We start from the raw sequence: 25852 nt of genomic DNA on the forward strand, positions 1-25852 counted from the left end.
ATTATTGATTGGCCTGCATGAGATTAAATGACCAATGAAAACTAGGTTCAGGTAGAGAATGCAAATCACTAATTGTAATTGCTATATCCTGATTTTCAGCAGTTGTCAATGGATAATTTTTACGTTTAGTGGAAAGTCCCATTTGTTTAAGTAAACGGTTGATATGGCGATCACTAATTTTAATTCCCAACTCTTTAGCTAAATGTTTGCTCAACCATTGAGCCGTCCAATCACTAAAAGCATAGCCATATTCACGGGGACTACAATTAACTAATTCTTTCAATTTTTCAATATATTGATGATTAACAATCTTTGGTCTACCCAATGGCCGCTGATTCCATTTATGCGCCATACCTGCCTCAGCAATACCTATCCAATACCTGGCCATTTCTTGAGAACAGCCTATGATTTCACAAATATGAGTTTGTGATTTTCCCATATCTGCTAACAACATTATCTCAATGCGTCGCCGATATTCTGGTTGTGAATTATTTTGTAAGTTTTTTAGCAAGGCCTTCCGCTGAAAGGGTGTTAAAAACTTACTTTCATAAGTATCGTAAATATTAACAACCTGATCTTGATGAGAATAAGATGACATAATTCTTACCAGTTGCCTTCTACTTTCAAATTTGGGCAAATCCATCTGTTACATCTATTGCTCAAATACAGATGCAAAGAATTTCACAGACATTTAGTATTTAATCTGTAGGATGTTTCATGAGTATTTATTTCTCCATATTTATGCAACAAGTATAGCTGTTTTCCCCCCAATAAACAGCATTGTCTGCTAAAACACCTACAGATAAACTCCAATCATTTTTATCCCTAATACTAAATTTATCCCCATTAGTTAATCATCCAAAAATCCACTTCAAGGATGATATTATCCCTAATTTAGATTTCAGGACATTCATAAACACTGGTATTCAGATTTATCAATCAACACTAGACTATTTAAGTTCATGCAGCTTTAATTCCCCAATAATTACGACACACCTACTCCAAATATTGCAGCCTCAAAGTAGATAAGTTCAGGAAGGATGTAATCTATCTCTTACAGTAGCCTAAAATCAAAAAATTCTCATCAGCAAACTTTCTAAATATGAAATTGTCTGTCTGATAACTTAGCGTTAGCCATTCAGTTTAGATAAAAAAGTGACAAAGCTTTGATTGTTATTTTTAAATTCTGCTATATCTTCTTTGAAAATTTATATAAAAAATCAAATCTTTATCTAAACTTCATGATATCTTTACATAAAATTTATATAAATTTCAATCTGCTAAAAATATGCTTAGTAGATTCCCATGAGAAAACTCTTGTGGTGCGGGCATCTTGCCCGCTAATATCTTACCTCAGATGACTGCACCACCCTAAATATCAGATAGGATGCGTCAAATATTAAACATCTGCTTATTGACAGCGTTTAATAAATATGACACACCTTACTAATATGCAAATTGCCTAAATCCTGATTTATTTAATTATTAAGAGACACAAGTGCTACAAGCAATCAGCTTTTTGGGAAAAATGCAGTCCGCCATGCACCTTTGTTCTGCTATTTCTAATTTATAAGATGTTACAAATGTATATTTCCCATGCTGGCAGATAGGGATTCAGTAATTGCAGTTACTCACATTTCAGATCCAATTTTACTGAGTAACAGGCAATTACAGTATATTCAGCAACTATGCTGACTTTTTTTCCCTACTGTTAGCGCGTGCTTCTGCTTTTTGCTTACCCCCCACTTCCAGATACGCTATATCTTTAATCTTGCTTAAACAGTTAGAAGCTAGATTGCTTTCGGACTTCTCTGTGGTTGGTTTAGCAATTTTCAGACTTTCATTATTTTGTGAGTTTGACCTATTTGTGCGGGCATTTTCTTTCAATATGCGGTTATAAGTGCGATAAGGAATATAGTGCATCGGATTATAACCAACAAACCGCAACATTAAAACACAAGCCCAAGAATACTTACCTGCTAAAATCGCTTCGACTACTTGGTCTAATTGTTCAGGATGGATTTTCGGTCCTAAGTTGTTACCACTGCCAGCAATATCTTGATTCATAATCTTAGTTGTCTTTAAATTGAGTAAATTAGTCCAGTTTCTGCATTGCACTTGATAAACAGCCTCAGCCAAGTTGCTGGAGCGGGAATGACCGGAATCTATAGGTAATCAATTGCTGGCAGATGTTACAAAAAGCAAGAACCCGTTTCAAAAGTACGGTACTTGATAACATGGATACCTGATGGGTATGGAATTGAGAGAACTGCATCTCTAAATTTACCCGCTTAACTAAGCTAAAAAGCGCATTTGACCTGATGATTTTTTTCATAACCTGACCTGTGATTGAAAACCTGACTATTTTTAATCAAGCTTCTGTACCGTTTTGCCGTATATATCCTAGTTTTCTGGGCAGTTTTACAGTTTTCATTTAGTAAACCCTATTCCTTACCTAAGTAGTATGTATTAATTACTTATAGAGTTTAGGTTTGTACTTACTAATGAATCAAAGGTAAATATTTTCCTTTGGTCTGGTTTCTACCTGGAGAACTCGAATTTGACGTAGCTTTTCGTAGATACAGTTGTCTGCTGTTGAAACTCCCAAGGGTTAATCTTCTGCTTTTCCTTAGTTACTGCTGTATAACTTCTTACCATTAATTTTGTCGCTTCTCGGTAAAAGCTCACAATTGCTGGATGGAATCAGGAAAACCGTTGATTTCTCAATTTCAAAAGCCACATTTTTATTTATACTATTTTTTCTTGCTAATGTCATCTGCCAAACTAGCAAAATTTAAGTTAAATTTACTCAAGTTATCTAGAGATTTACCCATCTCTTGTGCAGGTTTAAGTTTTGACCCCGCTGGGCAAAAAATGAGGGGTGTTACCCCCCACTTTAATCTCAATGGCAGATGCTATCATCGTCATGTAAAGCAAAAATACTAGCAATGTCTTCTATCTATGTTATTAGCATCTAGACAATGGCAAATACTATATATCTATCAACAAAAAGTCCTATTTCTATTCAACAATTTTTGATGTTGACGAAGTAGTTTATTTGTAATTTTTTTTGATAAAGTCCTTACTATGTAAGGGTTACAATGGTTTAAATCTTCAATAAATATCAGACAAATAGGTGTAAATAACTGCGAAAAAAATAATTAAAATTTTATCCATCTAATTTATTATTAATGCCCAGATTTTGAATATTATTTTAATTTACTGATAGATTTGTATTTAAATACAAAAATCCATCTCATCATCTGTAGATAGGAAAAACCGTATCAGCATGAACATTTAGTTATTATCTCATTTATTTATGAGATAATATTGCAATTTAATTAAATAACAGGCTGGGTAATTATCTGTATATAAGTTATTGAAATAAGTGAGATTCCAGTGATAGTTATTAAACTGATTGAGTAGGAATAACTATTATTATTTATTGTCAATTATTGCTGATGATTCTGATAGCGGAGTGTGGTGTTAGCTATGAAAAGCGGATACTTCGGTATATAAGCTAGTTTAAATAAGTATAGTTAAGTAATTATAAAAACAGAAAATTTCTGAAAATCCCAGTATATAAACCGCTGCTGTTTGACTTTGGGGATGCAAAAGTAAATTGCTTGACAAATAACAATGAAGAGGTTAAGGTATAACTCCCAAGGCTGTTGAAGTTTTTATAAATTTTTCAGTAACGGGAAAAGAATTGAAGGGTGATATACGCTGCACTTAGTGAAAGCTCAATCAAGATCAAAATTTTCATGATCTTCAAACTAACCGGGAACTTTGAACTTAAAATGGGAGTCATAGACACCAGCTACATTTGAACCTGGCCAACCTGACCAAATAGATTGATAAAGCTGCTGCTGTCCTAGCCTTATTCATCTAGCGTGCAACTACTTGTATTCTTAGATGATTGAAGTCTACTGATAAATTCTTAATTTATTTCCAACTAGAGGAGAGAGTTTTTTAAGTGGGTAACTTCAATCTTGTTACTTTTTATCTCCCATAACCCGAAATGAAGTAAGGAATTGGTGATGATTTTTTGCTGACTTGGGTAAAAAAATGCACTTTGACAGATCATCGCTCAAATGTGCCATTATAAATACAAACCCTGGGAAACGCAATTACTGATTTCTGATTTTTCAGTGACTTTGAGAGTGAAAATCAAGAGAATTATACTTGAAAAGAATCCATGAGGACAGGGGACAGACTAGAGTACGAGGGGGATAAAGGTTTGATATTTTTTGAGCAAACCCTGATTTAATTAGAGAAGAGAGACAGATTTTCAAACATAGATTTTCAGATTAAAATTCCTTAACTCTTACCATTACTGATTTCTTCACTAAATTCCGGAAATAACAGGAAAATAAAAGAGCCTGGACGAATTGCAGTATCAGGACTTACGCAAAATCTCTTAAAAACTTAATTGTGCGTAAGTCCTAAGAATATTAAAATTAACACATCAGCAAATAAATTCCCCAAATAGCCATAGCGCGGAGATAGGTACTAGCGCGGAAAGTAGCATTAGCAGTGATAGCTTCCGGGGTGCGAAATTGCAAACCATTGTCGTAAACTTGCCTCACCACAGCCTCAGTTAAGCGCATTGCTTCATTTTTCATGTCCATTTGCACCAGGAAGGCTGCTAGACCAAAATTAATTCCAGTCCAAACCTCCAAAGGGTGAGTAGAATGAGGATTTTCTGGTAAACCATTGGGAAGAACACCGTTAGCAGCGCCAAATTTACCATTTTGGAACTTGAGAAAACAGGAATCATATATTTTTGTTAAGGCAGACAAAGCGCGATCGCTGGGGACAATATCTGGTAAACTCAATAAACGAGCGTAAAATTGCCCGCACAATTGATCAGCCATAACCACATCAGAACCACTGTCACTATCTAAACGGTAATATTCACCATTCCACAGCTTTTCCTGATATATTGGTTTTGATTGATTTAACCAAGTTTGATAAATTGATTTTTGTGTTGTTGTGTTTTGACGTTGTGTTAAAATATCACAGATGGCAATAGCAGCTTCCAAAGCAGCTAACCACAAACCACCACAATAGGCGCTAACACCATTTAATCGCCAATCATCAAAAGTTTGGTCAGGGGCGCCGGAATTTTCGGGTATACTGTCCCCATCTAGATCAAATTTTTTCACATAATCGAGAGTTTGGACAATAGCATCCCAACAATCTGCTAAAAAGTCAATATCATTTGCACCTGTCAACAGAAAATCTCGATATACCTGTAAAACAAAGTCACAACCTAAATCTTTCCAGAGATTACAATCTTGATAACTAGTGTAATTGGTTTTTTCCCAAACGTGTTCATTGGGAGCGCCTAAATCGTGAGGTGTCGCACCTGCGACTTTACGAACAGCCAGGGGACTTTCAGATTTAATTGTCAGATAATAACCGATAATTCTAGTTGTATCATCACTTTGGGGAATTGCTCTAGCAAAGGCGCGAATTACTGATTTTTCCAGTTCAGGGAATAACATTAATAACCCAAAAGAACCATATAACCGCACATCTAGACTTTCATACCAACGGTAATCTAAACATTCTAACACAGCAAACTGACCAATGGGGTCAATGTCTGAGGCTGCATTCCAAAGAGTTCCTCCACTAGTTAAATCATAGAGTTCGTTGAACAAAGCCATTTTAAACCAGTTGGGTAAATCTGGTCTTTCTAAAATAGGATTTTGCCAATTTTGAATGTGCGATCGCCAATTATGATATGATTTAAGAGCAGTAGTAGCAATTTGCCAAGCATTCTCACCATTACACCCAAAAAAGTCTGTATATCTGCGGTAATAGTTCACTCCTGCGGCAAATTCTGTCACCGGAAAATCCCAACTGAGGACAAAAGGAACTTCTAAAGTTTCTCCTGGTTGTAAAGTCAAACGCACCGCAATTGCAGCGCCTAATCTAGAATTTTCATCTGCGGGAGTTTCATCTATATAATTAGGTAAAGAACCATTTTCCGAGAAACTTTGCCAAATATCTGCACCATTACCTAAACAATTAAAACGGGAATGATAAAATATTTCAACCTGGTTGTTTTTCGGGTAATTTTTCAAAGTCGCAATACACCAAGTTCCCTCTCCTTCTGCGACAGTTTTACTATCAGAAACTGCACCGAAAACACAACCAAAATATTGATCATCTTCTGCTAAACAATTATAATTTCCTTGACTTTTTCCCCAGGCTGGCTGATATTCATAAACAGGACTACCATCATCTCTAACTTGCACTTGGGGAGATTTTAAAGTATTAGTAAACCAACCGACCATATTTTCCCACGTTAGCATGATGCTAATAGTGATTGGTGCATTTGTGGGGTTGTGCGCTTTCCACAAAAAAACCGCTACAGGATAACTAGTTTCTTGATAATTATCTGCCCAAATTGGCGAAAATTGCTCACAGGTTAATTGAGTTTTGAAGACATTTTCATAAACAAACCAACTACGAGGATAAAGTGCATGATAAGTTCCTGACCTCACCCCCAACCCCTCTTGGTCCACAGAGAGGGGAGAAGGTGGATACCATTGCCAAGATTGTAGTGTATCATCTTCTGGGGGTTGGGTAGATAAAGCGTAAGCTTGTCCAGATTCAAAGATACTAAATTGACAAGCAGGAACAGTTTTAAAAGTATGTTCTCCCCCGTCAATGTGCCACAGGTTAAAGTCTCCCCGTGAGGAACGGCCTATACACCCCGCACCAAAGCCACCAAGGGGCATTCCGTGCCAGGGACCATCATCTATATTACTAGGATAACGGACGGTGTAGGGTTTATCCCAGCCTAGGCCAATGGGACGTTTCCAGGTGCAGGGAGGTATTTGGGGGTGGTTGGTCATGGTTTGAGTTTTACAGGTTGACGCTAATGAAGACTAGCGCGATGTGTGATTTTTCTCAAGTCCTGAGGAAAAATATTTTTATTTCGCGCAATCTCTCTTCCGGCTAGAGTTGCTAAAGAAGAATGGTTAGGAGAATAGAATAATGTTTTTAATAATGTTAACAAAGATCCCCGACTTCTTAATTTAAGCTGGGGTAAATAATGATAATTTATCAAAGAAGTCGGGGATTTGGGGATTTCATCATTTTGGTTTTTTGCTTCTTTCCCAAGCTTTCGATACTGGTGGTGGAGGTGATGATGGCTTTTCTATAATTTCAATAATTGTACTAATCACTTGATGAAGTTTATCATCTTTGATTTTTCCAATGTACCGAATTACGTTACTTTTATCCACTGTAGCAATAATATTAGGACGAATATAGCAAGGACTTAAATTTAATTTACCAACTCTAAAATCTTCATCTTCTAATTTAATTTCATAATCTCGTCCTGGTTTACTGGTAATAGGACAAATTATAATATTATTATTGTCTGATTCAGTTATAACTAAAGCTGGACGTTTCTTTGTGGTAGATGTATCAGAAAAAGGAAAAGGAACAGATATAACATCACCTTTAATTAAATGTTCTATAGATCCTTCCATGCTTCGTCTTCCTCTGGATCAAGCCAAATTTTATTTAATGATGATTGACTCATTTCTAAAAATTCTTTAACCAATATTTTATCATCATCTGTATCAACAGTTTGTAAATTTTTAACTACTTCTAATGGCAGTCCAGTTAGTTTGACGATAAAATCTAATTCAATACCTTCTCGTAACATATTTACAGCAACTTGGGTTAAACCTTGCTGTAAACCTTTTTCCCATGCTTCTTGTAATGTTTGCGCTGGAATTGATAGGTTGTTCATATTTTTATATTTCATATTTTTATATTTATTTAGTTAGATTTTTTGACTCCGATCCTATTATATCATAAGAGGATAAGAAATGTAAGGGTTTAACGATGTCCAAATATGGGGAAGAATTGATAAACTAACCAGCCTAAAAATAAGCCTAATGAAGATGCACCCATTAGAAATAAAAATTTATAATCTTTGCTAGAATATTGGCTTAAATGCTTATGGATTTCACGATAAATGTTGACAAAATAAAATTGAATAATGAAAAATATGACAATACATAAAGCTACAACAGTATAAGATACAGTATAATTAGAGACTAAAGACGAACAAATTATAAAAGTAAAGCCCACAGCTACAGGTAAAGTTGAAGCAAGTACCAAAGCTAAAGGTAAAGTTGAAGCTAAAGCTATAATTAAATTAGTATAGGAAGTAGTAAAGAAAGCAAAGCCTAAATTTCGATGAACAATATAATCATAATTTGAATGATGATATAGTAAAAAAACTATCGTCAAATGTAAGCTCATGAATTTTAACCAAACTGAAGGAATATTCTTACTATTTACCCTTGCTTTTAGAGAATTATTAGCACCTATAATAACAGGAATTGTTTTCTCAGTTCTAATTGTTTGATGTTGCGTTTTCTGACTAATATGATATACATGATTACTAAAATTAGGCAATAAATTTAACCATTGTCTCATAGATTGCGGACGATTTACCGCATCTAAATTCATACCTTTAAGTATTGCCAGATTCAATTCATCACTAATACCAAAAACATATTTATTAGGAGAAATTAAAGGCTTATTATATAATTTTCTATCCAGCGAACTTTCAGGACGTTTACCTGTAACCGCATAATATAAAGAAGCAGCTAGAGTATAAACATCAATCGTAACTTGTCTATTACCTCCCATTTGTTCATAAGGTGCAAAGGCAATATTAGCAGGATGATGAGAGGTAAAATATCCATCTTGGGGCATTATTTCCCCAGCAATTCCAAAGTCAATTAAAACAGCTTTGCCATTTTTTTGTACCATAATATTACCAGGGTGTGCATCCCGATGAACTAAACCCTGATGATGAACAAAAATTAAAGCTTCTCCAATTTGTTTTATATATCCTACCGCTTCTAATTCTGGTAATGCTCCCTGTTTTTGAACTAAATTAAATAAACTTTCACCGGGTACAAAGTCCATTACTAAATAGTATGTTTCACTTTCTTGAAATAACTCATTGACACGGACAATATTCTGGTGTGGTTGTTGAGAAAGTTTTGCTAATTTGCGTCCTTCTTGAATAAATCTCTTCACATAATTAGGGTATTCGGAATCATTTTTTAGGATTTCATTCGGCGTTTTTATAACTACCCACTGCTTTAAAAGTGTATGTTGTGCTTGATACGTAATTCCAAAACCACCTTCTCCCAGGACTTTTTCTATCACGTATCTTCCACCCTGTAATTTATACCCCTTTTTCCAAACCATAGGTTACAAATCCCTAAAATATAGTTATGTTCATTTTTGCACAATTGGGTATGATTTGGGTAAATATGCTAATTTTTCAATTTTCTCGCCAGATTAACTGGTTGAAGTCCAGAATAAATTAGTAATCTACTCTGATTTTCAACTTTTTAGAATATTTGTTTTAAAGCTGTTCTATTTTATTTCTCAATTCTATTAAATCAGGATGTTGAGTAATGTCAATATTATTAACTGCCCATTTAGAAAATTTATCCATAGAAATATATGATTTATATGGTCTTTTTTTATCTTGACTAATTTTGTGCATTGCTTTGTAAATATCTTTACCATTAAACCAAATTAAATAATGTTTTTCCTGCCAAAATTCCTGTTGATTAAAAAGCTGTAAATACCTATACAGACTCTCTTCAAACTTATCTATTGTCACTTCTGCAACTGTATTTTTAAAGTCATGAATTAAAGACAAAGCCTGACTTTTACAATGAGATAAATCTAGAGAATCTGGAATTGTATCTTTAGTCCAGCTTGTGTCTAAATGTTTTCTACTAGCACTAAGTTGACATAAATTACCTAAAGCCCATCTAACAGCTTGATAATCTTGTAAATTCTTCGCAGCTTCTTCTATCCATTGAGTAATTTTATCAACTCCTGGTGAATCTTTATGTCCCCATTTAGAAATAGGATTTTCTAATTGTTCTTCATATTTGGTTATCCAATATTGATGAATGAGTTCAGGATCAAGTAAATAGTTTTCAATACAGGTACGATGAGATAGGAAAGCTCTATTTCCTAATTTATCTATTTGTAGTAACTTATTTTCTGATGTAGGTTCAATATCAAAATCACGATCTCTAAAAATAATATATTTTTTTGTAACTTTTTGATTTTCCTCATTATTTTGTTTCTTATTATTTTCATCATTTTTCTTTTTATCTATATAAAAATAGGCTTGAATAAAAAGTGAAAAATTAAATTTACCACCGACAGGAATAATTGTGATATTATTTGATAATACCCTATTATTAATCAATTGGAAATCTAGACTTTTCGATCCACCTTCACAAAAAATAACTTTATTCCGAACTACTCCCATCATTCAATTATTCCTCTATGATTCTAATAGATGATTCAGGTACTAATTGCGCTACATAATCAGAATGAGTAGTAATAATAAACTGATTATTTCTACCCAATTTCGGTAAAGTTCTGAGTAAAGCTTGTTGCATGGGTGGATGTAAATGTAATTCGATTTCATCAATTAAAATCACCGAATTATGAATATTCCAATTCATAAAATCCAGAAGTATGGGAAACGTAGCACGTTCTCCCCCAGACATTTCAGAAAATTCATATTGGGTTTTATTTTTACTGTTGTAAATATAAAACCAAGGTTCAGTTAGAATATTATCAATATTATCTCGCATTTCTAAACCTGCAAATTCACGTTCTGGAAAAACAGTTTTATAAATTCTTGCTATTTCTGCGTATAAGTCTTTTGCTCCGGGACGAAAACTTTTACCATTTTTGCTATATTTCTCATGAATCATTTGCCACTTTGCTAGGCGATCGCGTAAAATATCCTCTGTAATTTCTAATTGATTTTTTGGATCTTCAGGAGTGAGACTAGTTGCTGTTCTCTGTTCTGTGTACCAAAAAACTGTCCCCACTCTTTCAAAAACTGAAAATCCTTCTGAACGAGATAATTGTTTAGCATATTCTCGTCCTTTAAATTGAAATAACTCTGCTGCGCTATTTGCTGTTACACTTTCACCTTGCCATTTTAAGTTAACAAGATATTCTTGAGCAGGAGAAACTGGTAAATCGCGTCCCATTTCTCTTAATTTTTGGTGAAATTCGCTAAGAGCTTGCAGTTCGGATTTAGAAAATTGTACATTAATAGTGACATTGGTGGGAGAACCACGCCAACTACTACCTAATAATTCATAATTAAATCCTGGCCAATCTAAATCAGCAGGTTTTTTTAATCTTTCTGTAGCTGTACCTAATGTGGATGCAATAGCTTGTAAAATACTGGTTTTTCCCGCACCATTTACACCAATGAGAACTATTAAACTCTCTGCTAAACCAGTTTCTGGATCAGTAAAATCTAATTCCTGATCTCGAAATTTCTTAAAATATTTGAGCTTAATATTTTGAATTTTCATAATAATTTGCTTTTGTCCTCTCTTTCATGTATGTTTTATTCATAATAACCCGGTTCATAGTCATACAAACGAAGTATGTATGTAGAAATAATCTCTGATTAGTAGCAGTTTCTACTTCAATACATAATGGGGTACGCTGAAGCATACCCCATAAAACTAACTAAGAAAGGTCTTTCAATTCAGCGGTACGAACTGAAAGTATTTGTGTTTGATTACCTCTTTGGATTTTTACCTGCAAGGCTTGACCCAGGGTACTGTCTTCTACTATGGATTGTAATTGTTCTGCGCCGGTGATAGCTTTATTGTCAATCTGCACAATCACATCTCCACGACGGATACCCGCAATTGCAGCGGGAGAATTAGGAACAACCCGCAAGACTAAAACTCCTTTGACTTCAGGAATCGTCAACATGGAGTTAGGATCACTGTTATTTTGTTTTGCTAATTCTGGTGTTAATGTCACCATTTGTACACCTAAGTAGGGGTGAGCTACTTTCCCATTGCGTTGTAATTGAGTAGCGATCGCTTTAGCTTTGTCAATAGGAATTGCAAAGCCAATCCCCATGGCATCAGCGCGAATTGCCGTATTAATTCCAATTACTTCTCCTAAACCATTTAATAATGGTCCACCAGAGTTACCAGGATTAATCGCTGCGTCGGTTTGAATGAAGTCTAACCGTTTATCGCTGATACCAACTTGAGCGCTAGAACGTTTTAAGGTGCTGACAATGCCCAGAGTAACGGTATTATCAAATCCTAACGGATTACCAACAGCGATCGCCCAATCTCCCACCTGAACATTACGAGAAGAACCTAAAGGTGCTACGGGTAAATCATTACCAGCATTAATCTTAACTACAGCCAAGTCTGTAACTTCATCAATACCACGGACTTTACCTTCAAAAGTGCGACCATCTTTCAGACGGACTGTGACTTTATCAGCTTTGTCCACTACGTGAGCATTGGTAAGAATGACACCGCTTTTGTCAATAATAAAACCAGAACCTAAACCCCGTAACTGTTCAGTCGGTGATTGTTGGGGAAAACTATCACCAAAAAACCGCCGAAAAAAGGGATCTTCCATAAAAGGATCATTGCGGCGCGTAATTGTTCTTTCTGTATCAATTCTTACTACTGCTGATCCCACACGATTCACTGCTGTTGTCACAAAACTATGACCACCAATCGCAGCCGCAGCGGAAGATGGCTTTTGAGCCACTTTTGTTAATGACTCCGTGACAGGATTTGGACCCGGTTCTGCTACTGAAGGTAACACCCGCAGGGAGGTAACAGTTAACAGCACTCCCATAAAAATCGCTAAAATATGGGTACTGAGTTGTCGGATAGACGGGGATATTTGGGGAAATCGCATAATCACAACCTAATCTACAAGCCTAATTTTTGCTGTTTCTTGATAAATCTATCTACACTTATTTTTACAGATCAGATTCAGAATTTCTGTTTATTGACATTTTGACTCAATTTTAAGTTTCTTTGATGTTGTGGAATCTATTTTTTTCAAGCTAAAATACTAGTTAATGCCAAAATGCCAAAACAAATGTCAGTATAATAGCATGAATAATGGAGCAAACCCACTAACTAACGAATCCCTAGCTACATTAGAGCCGGGAGACCATTCACACCATCACAATCATACAGATCATACACATTCTCATGTCCACAGTGAAGAGTCTTTACGGCGGATTATTAACCGACTTTCGCGCATAGAAGGCCATGTACGTGGTATTAAAAATATGGTACAACAAAATACTTCGTGTCCTGATGTATTATTACAAATTGCGGCTGTCCGTGGTGCATTAGATAAGGTAGCACGCATTGTGCTAGATGAACATTTAACTGAGTGTATCGCTAGGGCTGCCCAAGAAGGTAATATGGAATCGGAAATTGAACAATTAAAAGCCGCTTTAGATAGATTTTTACCCTAATTCTTAACTTTTAACTGCGGTATTTATGACTGGGAATCAATATCAATTTCACTATTCTTTAAATCATAATGCACATAAACCAATAATTCTATTTTTACATGGTTTTATGGGTAATATTTATGAATTTGATCAAGTCATTAAATTACTATTTGATGATTTTTCCTATCTGATTATTGATTTACCTGGACATGGAAAAACTCAGGTTTTAGATGATGAATACTATACCATGCCATCTACAGCCACAGCCATTATACAATTATTAGATAAATTAAAAATTGACCAATGCTATTTAATTGGTTATTCTCTGGGAGGAAGATTAGCTTTATATCTCACTCTCCATTTTCCCAGTAGGTTTATTAAGGTTATTTTAGAATCTGCTTCCCCTGGTTTAGCAACAGAAATGGCCAGGTTAGCTAGAATTAAAAGTGATGCTCAAATAGCTAGGAAATTAACGAGAATAATCAATAAAGATGATTTTTATCACTTTCTCAATAATTGGTATCAACAACGGATTTTTGGGAAGATTAAAAATCATCCCCAATACCAATGTATGATCGCAAGTAGATTAACAAATCATCCCCCAAATTTAGTTAAATCATTGCAGTTTATGGGAACAGGTTCTCAACCTTGTTTATGGGAATTACTCACAGAAAATACTATTCCTCTCCTATTATTGGTGGGAGAAGAAGATCAAAAATTTATTGATATTAATATAGCAATAACTGAAAAATGTAAGTTTGCTAAATTACAAATAATTCATGATGTTGGACATAATATTCACCTGGAAAATACTTTAGCATTTGTGCAGAATATTCAAGATTTTTTCTGCCATGCTTCTAATTTTGCATAACTGCATTCAACAACAATTCAGCCCCGAAACGAATGGGATCTGTACAAGGTAGTCCGGTTTCTGTTATGATTTGAGCGATCGCATTTTTTGCCTCTAATTCCTCTAAATTCCTGGTATTTAAAGCTATACCCACCACATTGATGTTCCCAAAAGCACCAGCACCACGGGCAACGATTTCATACATTTGGATCACTTCCGGTAATGGGGGAATCGGTATACTGGGATTATTACGGTTGTGAGTTTGTCCCGCTTGATGCACTAATATTAAATGTGTAGGTTGAGAACCGCGAATTAACGGTAAAGTGGCTGTTGAACCAGGGTGTAAAAGAGAACCTTGTCCTTCAATTTGCAGAATGTCGTAATGTTGACCAAAACGCATCACTAACTGTTCCACCGCACCAGCCGCAAAGTCTACCCGCACAGCATCTAAAGCCACCCCTTCTCCTTCCAACATTAACCCAGTTTGACCAGTGGCTAAGAACTTAGAACGGATACCCCATAATTTAGCCGTCCGATGTAATTCTAGACTAGTGGACATTTTTCCAATGGCCATATCTGTCCCCACTGTCAAAACTCGGCGACAGGGTAGATTCCGCGCCAGTCCAGATGCTACATCTAAATTGGCTGGTTCTCTCCGTACATCCCAAATTAATTGTCCTGGTTTGAGGAGGGCATTTAATTCAGGTATATTCGCTAGGGGTGTATGTAATCCATTTACCAAGGACATTCCGGCTTTGAGAGCATCTTTGATATCAGCCCAATAATCATCAGGAACAGCACCACCTTTGGGAGCAATCCCAATTACCAAAACCTCCGGCTTATACTGTAATGCTGCTGTCATAGATGCCACAATCGGCACATCTCGCTGAATACCTGTTAACTCTACTAAAGATTTACCTACAGATTCTCTGTCAATTACAGCCACAATAGGGGATTCACTATAGCGTAAAATTGATAACCCTGTTTTTCCCTGAACTCCAGTAATTCCCTCATGGAGAAGAATTGCTATTTTTTGATTAAGCGACAGACGCACTGTATTTTACTCCCAAACCAGGTAAATTATTTGGCAAAACTCTCCCATTCTCTACCAGCGCACCGCTAAAAGGATCATCAATTAAATTCAAATGACTATCTAAATCCAAATAATCAGCTAGTGGTGCAAGTTGTAAAGCGGCGGTATTAGCCAGAGAACTATCAGAATAGCAGCCAAACATCACTTGTAAATTATGAGCTTTGGCTGTATGTACCATTCGCATGGCCTCGGTAATTCCCCCAGATTTCATTAATTTAATATTAATTCCATCTACATTATCAGCTAATTGGGGAATATCCGCACTAGTAAAGCAACTTTCATCCGCAAAAATGGGTAAGGGGGAATGTTTTTTCAACTTAGCTAAATTTGCTTCTTCACCTCTTGCTAAGGGCTGTTCTATATATTTTATCCCTAAATCAGCTAACCAACTACACATATTAATAGCATCTGCTAAATTCCAACCTCCGTTAGCATCAACAAATACATCTCTTTCCCCTGTTGCTTCCCGTACGGCTAAAAACATTTTTTGATCTGCTTCTATTCCTTGAGTTGAACCTAATTTGACTTTGAATAACTGCACATCCATAAATTGTAACCAGTCTTGGGTTCTGGCTTTGGCACCTGCTGGGGAATTAATCCCAATTGTTACCGATGTTGATACTATAGCACTTTTATTTAGTCCCCAAAGTTGCCATAAAGGTAAACCTAATCGCTTACCTATCCAGTCGTGTAATGCCATATCTAAGGCTGCTTTAACGGCGGAAGGAATTTGCATTTGTTCTAATAGTGACTCAATTTCCTGTCTTTGCCAAGGGCTAAATTTCTGAAATATAGGTATAATTTGCTCAATAGTATTGATGATTTGCTCAGTAGTTTGTCTGTAGTTACCCACCCCAAAGGGAGATGCTTCTCCCCAACCTTCAATCCCTTCCTGTGCGATTTGTAACCAAATATTTGTTGATTGTGCTGTTGTTCCGCGACTAATTGTTAAGGGAAATCGTTTATTAACGGTAAAAGGTTGAAAATTAATTTGCATAAGTATATAAAATCGGGAAAAGGAGTATATTAAGAATCAAGAAAAGCCGTCCTTCTAGGACGGGGCTTGTATCCCATATTTTCGGTCATGAAATTATGAATAATTTACAGAAATGGCAAATACTAAGCTCAAAAATGGTCATAAATGAGCCAATGTGTCAAATTCGACAAGATCAGATAGAATTGCCAAATGGTAAAATCATAGACGACTATTTTATCAGTATAAAACCAGATGTTGCCATAATTTTACCCATTACTAAAAATCAAGAGATTATTTTTGTGCGTCAATATAGACACGCTATAGGGGAATTTGTCATGGAACTTCCTGCGGGTAGATTTGACGTAAATATAGAAAATCCAGAAAGCGCAGCAGTCAGGGAATTACGCGAAGAAACGGGCTATTGGGCAGAAGATGTGCGAAAAATCGCAACCCTTTATGATAAACCCAGTAAAGACACTAATCAAATACATTTATTTTTAGCGGAAAATGTGGTGAAAGTAGGAGAACAACAAAATCTGGATATTACTGAGGAAATAGAAGTAGTTTTAATTTCTATAGATTCAGTATTTAAGTGCATTGCTGAAGGTGAAATCTCTGTAACTGGAACTATTGCGGCTCTTTTCTTGGGTTTAAGCAATAGGTCTTCTATTCTTCCTAATACAATATAAGCTGTTACCTGTCACTTTCTGTCCTATCACCTGTTAATAATCAAGTCTGGCAGTTACACTAGATCAGGAAACTGTAATTTCTAGATATGACAAGTTCTCAGAAAAACAGCCATAAAGGATAACTATTATGAAAAATTTGCACAAAAATTCTTTGCACAAACAGCATTTATCAGGTTCGTCTTCAACTCATGTTTTAACTGGTATGATAGCTGCTGGGTTGATAATGTTACCTGGTATAGTTGGTGCTAGTCCCGTTTTAGCGCAGCAAAAAACAGAGCGTAATTCTTTAACTTATGGGGAGTTAATTCAGAAGGCGGATAAAGGCGAAGTTAAAAAGGTTGAATTGGATCAAACTGAGCAGATAGCTAGGGTTTATTTAACTGGACAAAAGCCGAATACACCTCCTCTACAGGTGCGCCTTTTAGAGCAAAATCCAGAATTAGTGAATAAACTTAGGGAAAAAAATGTTGATTTTGGTGAGGTTTCCTCCGCTGGAAACAGGGTTGCTGTAGGGTTGTTAATTAATCTCATGTGGATTTTACCCCTGGTGGCTTTAATGATATTATTCCTGCGTCGTTCTGCAAATGCTTCTAACCAGGCTATGAGTTTTGGTAAATCTCGCGCCCGCTTTCAAATGGAAGCAAAAACCGGGGTCAAATTTGCTGATGTCGCAGGAGTGAATGAAGCCAAAGAAGAATTAGAGGAAGTTGTGACTTTCTTAAAACTGCCGGAAAAATTTACCGCTGTAGGTGCGAAAATTCCCAAGGGTGTGTTACTAATTGGACCGCCGGGAACTGGGAAAACTCTACTAGCAAAGGCTATTGCAGGTGAAGCAGGTGTACCTTTTTTCAGTATGTCTGGCTCGGAATTTGTGGAGATGTTTGTGGGTGTGGGTGCTTCCCGTGTCCGTGATTTGTTCAAAAAAGCTAAGGATAATGCTCCCTGTATCATTTTTATTGATGAAATTGACGCGGTAGGTAGACAACGGGGTGCGGGTATTGGTGGGGGAAATGATGAACGAGAACAAACTCTTAACCAGCTATTAACGGAAATGGACGGTTTTGAGGGAAATACGGGGATTATTATTATTGCTGCTACTAACCGCCCAGATGTTCTAGATTCGGCTTTGTTACGTCCAGGGCGCTTTGATAGACAGGTGATTGTGGACGTTCCAGATTTGAAGGGAAGAGAGGAAATTTTGACAGTCCATGCTCAAAATAAGAAGATTGACCCTAGTGTATCATTAGCAGCGATCGCTCGGCGCACTCCTGGGTTTACTGGTGCTGATTTAGCTAATTTACTCAATGAAGCTGCTATTTTGACGGCTAGAAGACGCAAGGAAGCGGTGAGCGATTTAGAAGTTGATAATGCGATAGATCGAGTAGTTGCGGGTATGGAAGGAACTGCTTTAGTAGATAGCAAAAGTAAACGCCTCATTGCTTATCATGAAGTGGGACACGCTTTGGTAGGTACGTTGGTTAAGGATCATGATCCTGTCCAAAAAGTTACTTTAATTCCCAGGGGACAAGCATTAGGTTTAACTTGGTTTACTCCCAATGAAGAACAGGGTTTAATTTCCCGTTCCCAGATTTTAGCTCGAATTGCCGCGACTTTGGGCGGTCGTGCGGCGGAGGAAATCGTTTTTGGAAAAGCAGAAGTGACTACCGGTGCGGGAAATGATTTACAACAAGTGACTAATATGGCTAGACAAATGGTAACAAAGTTTGGAATGTCTGATTTAGGTCTAGTTTCTTTGGAAAATCAAAATAATAATGAGGTATTTTTAGACCGGGACTGGATGAATAAATCTGAATATTCGGAGGAAATTGCTGCTAAAATTGATGCTACAGTTCGGGAAATTGTCAGCAAATGCTATATTCAAGCTAAGGAAATCATCCAGGAAAACCGTTTAATTTTGGAGCGGGTGGTTGATTTGTTGATAGAACAAGAAACTATTGACGGTGATGTTTTTCGGAAAATTGTCGCCGATAATACTGCAATTCAACTAAAAACTCATCAGCCGGTAGCCGTACCTTATTAATTTAGATAATTTTTGTAGAGACGTTCCATGTCTCTACATTAATTTAAACTTCAAGAAAAAATCTCCCCATGGTGGGATTTAGTGACAGATAAACGCTAAAATTGACAATTGGAGAGTTAAACTATGCTATGTTTGATATATTGCCTTTTCGCTTTGAAATAGATAAAGTTGCGATCGCTGGTACTTGTTTATGGGCTTTAGCGTTATATTTGAGTTTTTCACAGGTTAGAGAATGGGTAACGACACAACTCAACCGCTGGTTTAATTTTGCTGAACGTTTCCTATACACTAGTCAATCAGAATTTGACAAGACTCGTCAAGCCAGAGAATCGCAAAATTCCTTTTATGCTTCACTATTTAGCATTTTCCCCTTTTTAATATTTGGTGGTTTATCTAACTGGATTTTAGATATCAGTTTAGGTAATAGCTGGGGAGTTAGCACTGGAATACTTGTTTGTATGGGTGCTGGTGTGTATGAATTAGGACGCAGACAAGGGGAAGAATAAATTTAAGTTTATGCACTTTGAATACTTTCAATCATAGTTATTTCTGCATCAGTTAATTCATAGAGTTCATAAACTAATTGATTGATTTGTCTATCAGTGGCTTGAATTTGTTGCTGAATCATTCTTTTGGCTGGGGGTGTGTTTGCTTGATTGAGTTGTTGATGAAGATAAAGCATTTGTTCAACCAGTTTAATCATGTCATTATAAATCAACTGATCACTTGATTTTGATAAATCCAATAATTTAATAGGTATTTTTTCTATAACTTGTTTATTCAAAGCAATATATCCTCCGCGAAATGGTGTACTAATTAACTTCAGAAAATGGTTGATTAATTTAGAGTTGAGAATACCCAATAAATACAGATAAGATATATTGATATTTTCCAAAATAGAAATACCATATCCACCACCTCCACCACCTCCACTACCAACAAAATAATAATCTCCATATAAATCAGTAGCAAAACAACTACCAGTAGCAATTGCTGGTACTAATAACTTTGGTGAATCAAAACGAGTATGATTTTTACGATATACATAACCATACCAATTTTTATCCATATTACCTTTATTTCTCGCTGCTAATCGTTCTTGATTTTCCAGCATATAATTCCAGGTTAAAGGAAATCTATTTTCATAGTTATTTACTGATAATAAAACAGATTTATTATTGATAGTTATGTAAGGGAAAATCAGACGTTTATTAACATTTTTTAGAAAATACCTACCAATATTTAATGAACCCTTCAAAAAATATTTTAAAAAATCATTTTCTAACCAATGTAAGCGCCCCGTTACTTTAGATTTACAAAGAACTTGCTGATTTTCTCTAGCTACTTCTTCAAGAATAAATATATCATCTGCATCAGTTTGTAAGCCAACAAATAAATGAGCAATATCACCTAACTTTACAGGTAATTCGTTAATTTTATAAAACCATTTTTGATCTTTTTGACTTACAAAATTCCACTCACGATCAGAGATACAAGAAATAGGAAAAGTTTGGCTAAGTATGTTATTATTTTCATGATTACGCCAATCAATCAAACTATTAATCTTCTGAAATTCAAAAGTTTTATTTTCCCGCTTGCTTAAAAATAGTAAACAAGTGTATGTAGTTGCTTTTGTAAAAACTTGTTCATCTCCAAAATAAATAATTTGATTCAATGATTTATTTTCCGCTATCAATCTTCTAATAACTTCCCCATATTGAGCATTAAAAAACTTATGAGGTAAAATAAAACCTAAATAGCCATCTTTTCTTAATAGCTCTAATCCCTTTTCCACAAAGACAACATAAATATCATAGTTTCCCTTACTAGCAGAAACATACTGTTGTTTATAAAATTCAACTTCTAAAGCAGCCCATTCTTTTAAAGCTTGGATTCTAATATAGGGAGGATTACCAATAACTACATCAAAACCACCTCGTTTCATAATAACAGAAAAAGCCGATTTCCAGTCAAAAATATTAACTCTATAAGCCGTATTTTCGTCTAAAAAATTTAATTGATTATGTTGATAAAATTCTGCGTCTATCAAGGTATTACCACACTGAATATTATCATCTAAATCAGGTAAAGCCCGTTCTTTAAATAACTGTAATTGTCTGGTAATTGTTTCTCCTGATTCTCCTTCTAATACCTTTAATAACAAAGATAATTTAGTTGTTTCTACCGCTTGTTGATCAATATCAACACCATAAATATGAGTTAATAAAATTTGCTTTCTCTCACTTGCGGTTAAACGCCATTGATGATCTGAAATTTGATAGAATTTATTTTTGTATTTCTGGGGATTTTGCAGATATTGTTCTAAATACCAATCTAGGAGAAATTGATAGGCCACAATTAAAAAAGAACCCGAACCACAAGCAGGATCAATAATTGTTATATCTTGGATTTTATCTGGTTTCTTATTTTCTAAAACCTTACCAATAGTCTGTTTAATAATATAATCAACAATATAACTAGGAGTATAATAAACACCTCCAGCTTTTCTTACTTCCGGTTTATCTTCAATAACTGCTTGACGACTTGCAGATATTTGAATGACTTTACCTAAAAATTGTTCATAAACTTGTCCTAAAATTTCCACAGGAATCACAGAAAACTCATAAGGACTTTCTGGAGGATAGAGTTTTCTAATAATTAATGTTAAAATAGCATCATCTATAGTTAAATTCAAAGTAAAATCATCAGGATTTTCTCGTCCTTTTTCACCTTGAAAATGGAATAAACCCGAATTATAGCGATAGTCTGCATTGATAAATAACCGCCCTAATTCTTGATAAAAATTTTCAAACTTTAATAAATTATATAACTGTTGATAAGGTTCAATTCCTCTATCTTCACAAATCCGTAAAAAGACAATTCTATTAATCGTCATTTGAACCGCAAAATTTAACTCTCTTTGTTGAATTTGGGGATTTTTCCCAACAATATTAGCCGCTAAATTTTCTCGCCAAATTTCAATTTCTTGGAGAAATTTTTGATCAACAGTAATCCCAGCTTTAACTTTGGTTTCTGCAAATCTTTCTAAAGAACCATTTAATACAGCTTCCTTAGAAAAAAGATCATAAATCTCTTGCCATTTTTCCACATATTTTGTATAATGAAAATGTTTGATTCTCGCTATCAAGGGAGAATCGTTTTTATTTGGCATAATTCGACAATCATAAACTGCAAATTCTTCAAAATCTGTTAAAATGCTTAAAGGTAATTTTGCAGACCAGCCATAACGTCTGACTTGAAAAGCCGCACTCATATTATTACCAACATTAACAGCGGGTTTTTTCGCTTCCACAAAAAACTTTCTTGTTCCCCCAACCCAAAAACTATAATCAGGTGCTTTGGCTTTATTTGCGTCGCTAATTTTTAAAGAATCTTCATGAACAACGTCTTTATAAATATCAGAAATTTGTCGTTCATTATTAATATCCCACCCTAAAGCAGCAAAGAAAGGATTAATAAACTCAATTCTAGTTTGTGTTTCATTAATTCCCCCCGCACGATACAATTCTATCGAAGAGTGAAAATGTTCAACAAGTTTAATAATGGTATCAGGTGCTTTCATATTTGAAAAAATGTTAGTTTTATATAAATCTATAATAACTCTTTTTTGACCAAAATTGCCAACTTTTTTAATATTTGGTGGTTTATCTAACTGGATTTTAGATATCAGTTTAGGTAATAGCTGGGGAGTTAGCACTGGAATACTTGTTTGTATGGGTGCTGGAGTGTATGAATTAGGACGCAGACAAGGGGAAGAATAAATTTAAGTTTATGTACTTTGAATACTTTCAATTATAGTTATTTCTGCATCAGTTAATTCATAGAGTTCATAAACTAATTGATTGATTTGTCTATCAGTGGCTTGAATTTGTTGCTGAATCATTCTTTTGGTTGGGGGTGTGTTTGCTTGATTGAGTTGTTGATGAAGATCAAGCATTTGTTGTACTAAATTAACAATTAAATCATGTTTTTGCTTTTCTGCAATTTGAGAATTATCAATAATTTTAATAGGAAGATTGCGAATAAACCGAGATTCAAAACTATAGTAACCACCTCTCATTGATGTAGATAATTTTTTGAGATAAAATTCTAGGACTTGACTATTTAACAATCCTAAAATGTATTCCCATGAATAAATAGATTTAACCAAAATTCCATATCCTCCAGCGACACCACCCGTAAAAAATATCTCCCCTGTTTTATCCCATGTAAATGATGAACCAGTCGCAATATCAGGAGTAAATATTTTTGGTAAAGCCATGACATTTAAAGCTTGAAATCTACTATATCCATACCAATTTTCTCCTAACATTTTACTATTTTCTCTACTTTCTAAATAATCTTTATTATCTAGTAAATAATTCCAGTTTAAAGGATATTCTTTTGCAAAGGTATTCATAGAAATCAATTCCATTGAACCATTATTTTTAAGCATATAGGGAAAAATAATCAACTTATTAGTTTTAGACAAATAATATCTTTTACTATCACCACCTTTAATCAAAGGATGTAGTAAATTAGATTCTAACCAGTATGCTATTTGTTTTTGTTTTGAAAAAACCTGGATTAAATTATCTTCCCGTGATAATTCTTCGACGATATATATTTTATCAGCACTGGTTTTAATTCCTTGAAAAATCCTTTCTGTTACATCTTCTAGTCTAGATTTAATTGGTTGTAATTTTGCAAATAACTTAGCATCTTCTCCCAGAATAAAATTCCATGCTGAAGATGAAACTAACGAATGATTAATAATTCCTGTTTGACTATTATGATTATTTTTCCAATCTATTAAATCAGTAACTTTTTCCATTTCTAAATCAGATTGTTGTGATTTTCTCAAGAAAAGCAAACAAGTATAAGTTGAAACTTTTGGAAACACTTGTTGATCTCCAAAATGCACTATTTTATGAAGATATTTACCTTCAGCAATTAATTTCCTGATAGATTCCCCATATTGAGCATTAAAAAACTTATGAGGTAAAATAAAACCTAAATAGCCATCCTTTCTTAATAGCTCTAATCCCTTTTCCACAAAGACAACATAAATATCATAGTTTCCCTTACTAGCAGAAACATACTGTTGTTTATAAAATTCAACTTCTAAAGCAGCCCATTCTTTTAAAGCTTGGATTCTAATATAGGGAGGATTACCAATAACTACATCAAAACCACCTCGTTTCATAATAACAGAAAAAGCCGATTTCCAGTCAAAAATATTAACTCTATAAGCCGTATTTTCGTCTAAAAAATTTAATTGATTATGTTGATAAAATTCTGCGTCTATCAAGGTATTACCACACTGAATATTATCATCTAAATCAGGTAAAGCCCGTTCTTTAAATAACTGTAATTGTCTGGTAATTGTTTCTCCTGATTCTCCTTCTAATACCTTTAATAACAAAGATAATTTAGTTGTTTCTACCGCTTGTTGATCAATATCAACACCATAAATATGAGTTAATAAAATTTGCTTTCTCTCACTTGCGGTTAAACGCCATTGATGATCTGAAATTTGATAGAATTTATTTTTGTATTTCTGGGGATTTTGCAGATATTGTTCTAAATACCAATCTAGGAGAAATTGATAGGCCACAATTAAAAAAGAACCCGAACCACAAGCAGGATCAATAATTGTTATATCTTGGATTTTATCTGGTTTCTTATTTTCTAAAACCTTACCAATAGTCTGTTTAATAATATAATCAACAATATAACTAGGAGTATAATAAACACCTCCAGCTTTTCTTACTTCCGGTTTATCTTCAATAACTGCTTGACGACTTGCAGATATTTGAATGACTTTACCTAAAAATTGTTCATAAACTTGTCCTAAAATTTCCACAGGAATCACAGAAAACTCATAAGGACTTTCTGGAGGATAGAGTTTTCTAATAATTAATGTTAAAATAGCATCATCTATAGTTAAATTCAAAGTAAAATCATCAGGATTTTCTCGTCCTTTTTCACCTTGAAAATGGAATAAACCCGAATTATAGCGATAGTCTGCATTGATAAATAACCGCCCTAATTCTTGATAAAAATTTTCAAACTTTAATAAATTATATAACTGTTGATAAGGTTCAATTCCTCTATCTTCACAAATCCGTAAAAAGACAATTCTATTAATCGTCATTTGAACCGCAAAATTTAACTCTCTTTGTTGAATTTGGGGATTTTTCCCAACAATATTAGCCGCTAAATTTTCTCGCCAAATTTCAATTTCTTGGAGAAATTTTTGATCAACAGTAATCCCAGCTTTAACTTTGGTTTCTGCAAATCTTTCTAAAGAACCATTTAATACAGCTTCCTTAGAAAAAAGATCATAAATCTCTTGCCATTTTTCCACATATTTTGTATAATGAAAATGTTTGATTCTCGCTATCAAGGGAGAATCGTTTTTATTTGGCATAATTCGACAATCATAAACTGCAAATTCTTCAAAATCTGTTAAAATGCTTAAAGGTAATTTTGCAGACCAGCCATAACGTCTGACTTGAAAAGCCGCACTCATATTATTACCAACATTAACAGCGGGTTTTTTCGCTTCCACAAAAAACTTTCTTGTTCCCCCAACCCAAAAACTATAATCAGGTGCTTTGGCTTTATTTGCGTCGCTAATTTTTAAAGAATCTTCATGAACAACGTCTTTATAAATATCAGAAATTTGTCGTTCATTATTAATATCCCACCCTAAAGCAGCAAAGAAAGGATTAATAAACTCAATTCTAGTTTGTGTTTCATTAATTCCCCCCGCACGATACAATTCTATCGAAGAGTGAAAATGTTCAACAAGTTTAATAATGGTATCAGGTGCTTTCATATTTGAAAAAATGT

At 34.7% G+C, this 25852-nt stretch carries 20 protein-coding genes; 7 read left to right on the forward strand and 13 right to left on the reverse strand.

Going from position 1 to position 25852, the window contains the following annotated elements; translation table 11 throughout:
• Nucleotide 1: 1 nt before the first annotated feature.
• Both FFO06_RS00735 and FFO06_RS00740 read right to left on the reverse strand, forming a co-directional pair.
• On the reverse strand, nt 2-598 hold the full coding sequence (locus FFO06_RS00735) for a helix-turn-helix domain-containing protein (RefSeq protein ID WP_137906317.1): 597 nt from the start codon (nt 596-598) through the stop codon (nt 2-4).
• 1088 nt (nt 599-1686) lie between these two features.
• Complete coding sequence (locus FFO06_RS00740) at nt 1687-2067, reverse strand: HetP family heterocyst commitment protein (RefSeq protein ID WP_137906318.1); 381 nt, start codon at nt 2065-2067, stop codon at nt 1687-1689.
• Between the two features lie 702 nt (nt 2068-2769).
• On the opposite strand from FFO06_RS00740, the gene FFO06_RS21025 reads away from it, so the two are divergent.
• Complete coding sequence (locus FFO06_RS21025; RefSeq protein ID WP_162501155.1) at nt 2770-2946, forward strand: hypothetical protein; 177 nt, start codon at nt 2770-2772, stop codon at nt 2944-2946.
• A gap of 1514 nt (nt 2947-4460) precedes the next feature.
• Here FFO06_RS21025 and FFO06_RS00745 read toward each other — a convergent pair.
• From FFO06_RS00745 to FFO06_RS00775, 7 genes are all read right to left on the reverse strand, one after another.
• Nucleotides 4461-6869, reverse strand: coding sequence for a GH116 family glycosyl hydrolase (locus FFO06_RS00745; protein ID WP_137906319.1), 2409 nt, complete (start codon nt 6867-6869; stop codon nt 4461-4463).
• 240 nt (nt 6870-7109) lie between these two features.
• Nucleotides 7110-7511 (reverse strand): type II toxin-antitoxin system PemK/MazF family toxin, encoded by a 402-nt coding sequence (locus FFO06_RS00750; protein ID WP_137906320.1) that lies wholly within the window; start codon nt 7509-7511, stop codon nt 7110-7112.
• Nucleotides 7496-7777, reverse strand: coding sequence for a hypothetical protein (locus tag FFO06_RS00755; RefSeq protein ID WP_137906381.1), 282 nt, complete (start codon nt 7775-7777; stop codon nt 7496-7498). Before FFO06_RS00755 ends, FFO06_RS00750 begins: the two co-directional genes overlap by 16 nt.
• 89 nt (nt 7778-7866) lie before the next feature.
• The gene (locus FFO06_RS00760) at nt 7867-9258 is read right to left on the reverse strand and encodes a serine/threonine protein kinase (RefSeq protein WP_137906321.1); all 1392 of its coding nucleotides are present in this window, start codon (nt 9256-9258) and stop codon (nt 7867-7869) included.
• 160 nt (nt 9259-9418) lie between these two features.
• Complete coding sequence (locus tag FFO06_RS00765; RefSeq protein WP_236097042.1) at nt 9419-10351, reverse strand: hypothetical protein; 933 nt, start codon at nt 10349-10351, stop codon at nt 9419-9421.
• Between the two features lie 4 nt (nt 10352-10355).
• Nucleotides 10356-11420: an AAA family ATPase gene (locus FFO06_RS00770; protein ID WP_137906322.1), complete on the reverse strand. Its 1065-nt coding sequence runs from the start codon at nt 11418-11420 to the stop codon at nt 10356-10358.
• Nucleotides 11421-11580: 160 nt separating this feature from the next.
• Entirely contained in the window at nt 11581-12792 is a 1212-nt protein-coding gene (locus FFO06_RS00775) for an HhoA/HhoB/HtrA family serine endopeptidase (protein WP_137906323.1), read from the reverse strand.
• A 202-nt stretch (nt 12793-12994) separates the two neighbouring features.
• On the opposite strand from FFO06_RS00775, the gene FFO06_RS00780 reads away from it, so the two are divergent.
• Together FFO06_RS00780 and menH are read left to right on the forward strand one after the other, a co-directional pair.
• A complete protein-coding gene (locus tag FFO06_RS00780) occupies nt 12995-13366 on the forward strand; it encodes a metal-sensing transcriptional repressor (protein WP_028083824.1) in 372 nt (123 codons plus the stop codon).
• A 25-nt stretch (nt 13367-13391) separates the two neighbouring features.
• Nucleotides 13392-14216: a 2-succinyl-6-hydroxy-2,4-cyclohexadiene-1-carboxylate synthase gene (gene menH, locus FFO06_RS00785; RefSeq protein ID WP_137906324.1), complete on the forward strand. Its 825-nt coding sequence runs from the start codon at nt 13392-13394 to the stop codon at nt 14214-14216.
• Here menH and FFO06_RS00790 read toward each other — a convergent pair.
• Both FFO06_RS00790 and FFO06_RS00795 read right to left on the reverse strand, forming a co-directional pair.
• Complete coding sequence (locus FFO06_RS00790) at nt 14203-15249, reverse strand: N-acetyltransferase DgcN family protein (protein WP_137906325.1); 1047 nt, start codon at nt 15247-15249, stop codon at nt 14203-14205. The genes menH and FFO06_RS00790 overlap by 14 nt on opposite strands.
• Entirely contained in the window at nt 15233-16285 is a 1053-nt protein-coding gene (locus FFO06_RS00795; protein WP_137906326.1) for a dipeptide epimerase, read from the reverse strand. Before FFO06_RS00795 ends, FFO06_RS00790 begins: the two co-directional genes overlap by 17 nt.
• A 95-nt stretch (nt 16286-16380) precedes the next feature.
• On the opposite strand from FFO06_RS00795, the gene FFO06_RS00800 reads away from it, so the two are divergent.
• The 3 genes from FFO06_RS00800 to FFO06_RS00810 all read left to right on the forward strand — a co-directional run bounded on the left by FFO06_RS00800 (nt 16381) and on the right by FFO06_RS00810 (nt 19500).
• Nucleotides 16381-16953, forward strand: a complete 573-nt coding sequence (locus FFO06_RS00800) for an NUDIX hydrolase (RefSeq protein ID WP_137906327.1) — start codon at nt 16381-16383, stop codon at nt 16951-16953.
• A 127-nt stretch (nt 16954-17080) separates the two neighbouring features.
• A complete protein-coding gene (gene ftsH / locus FFO06_RS00805) occupies nt 17081-18994 on the forward strand; it encodes an ATP-dependent zinc metalloprotease FtsH (RefSeq protein WP_137906328.1) in 1914 nt (637 codons plus the stop codon).
• A gap of 128 nt (nt 18995-19122) precedes the next feature.
• Nucleotides 19123-19500, forward strand: coding sequence for a hypothetical protein (locus FFO06_RS00810; protein ID WP_137906329.1), 378 nt, complete (start codon nt 19123-19125; stop codon nt 19498-19500).
• An 8-nt stretch (nt 19501-19508) separates the two neighbouring features.
• Here FFO06_RS00810 and FFO06_RS00815 read toward each other — a convergent pair whose 3' ends face one another.
• Nucleotides 19509-22577 carry an Eco57I restriction-modification methylase domain-containing protein gene (locus FFO06_RS00815; RefSeq protein WP_137906330.1) on the reverse strand — a complete coding sequence of 1023 codons (3069 nt, stop codon included), beginning with the start codon at nt 22575-22577 and terminating at the stop codon, nt 19509-19511.
• A gap of 55 nt (nt 22578-22632) precedes the next feature.
• Here FFO06_RS00815 and FFO06_RS21030 point away from each other — a divergent pair, with 55 nt between their 5' ends.
• Nucleotides 22633-22776, forward strand: coding sequence for a hypothetical protein (locus FFO06_RS21030; protein ID WP_162501151.1), 144 nt, complete (start codon nt 22633-22635; stop codon nt 22774-22776).
• Nucleotides 22777-22784: 8 nt separating this feature from the next.
• Here the strand turns inward: FFO06_RS21030 and FFO06_RS00820 are convergent, their stop codons facing one another.
• Nucleotides 22785-25838: an Eco57I restriction-modification methylase domain-containing protein gene (locus FFO06_RS00820; RefSeq protein WP_137906331.1), complete on the reverse strand. Its 3054-nt coding sequence runs from the start codon at nt 25836-25838 to the stop codon at nt 22785-22787.
• Between the last annotated feature and the right edge of the window lie 14 nt (nt 25839-25852).

Origin of the sequence: Dolichospermum planctonicum, assembly GCF_005402965.1 — a bacterium.
GTDB lineage: Bacteria > Cyanobacteriota > Cyanobacteriia > Cyanobacteriales > Nostocaceae > Dolichospermum > Dolichospermum planctonicum.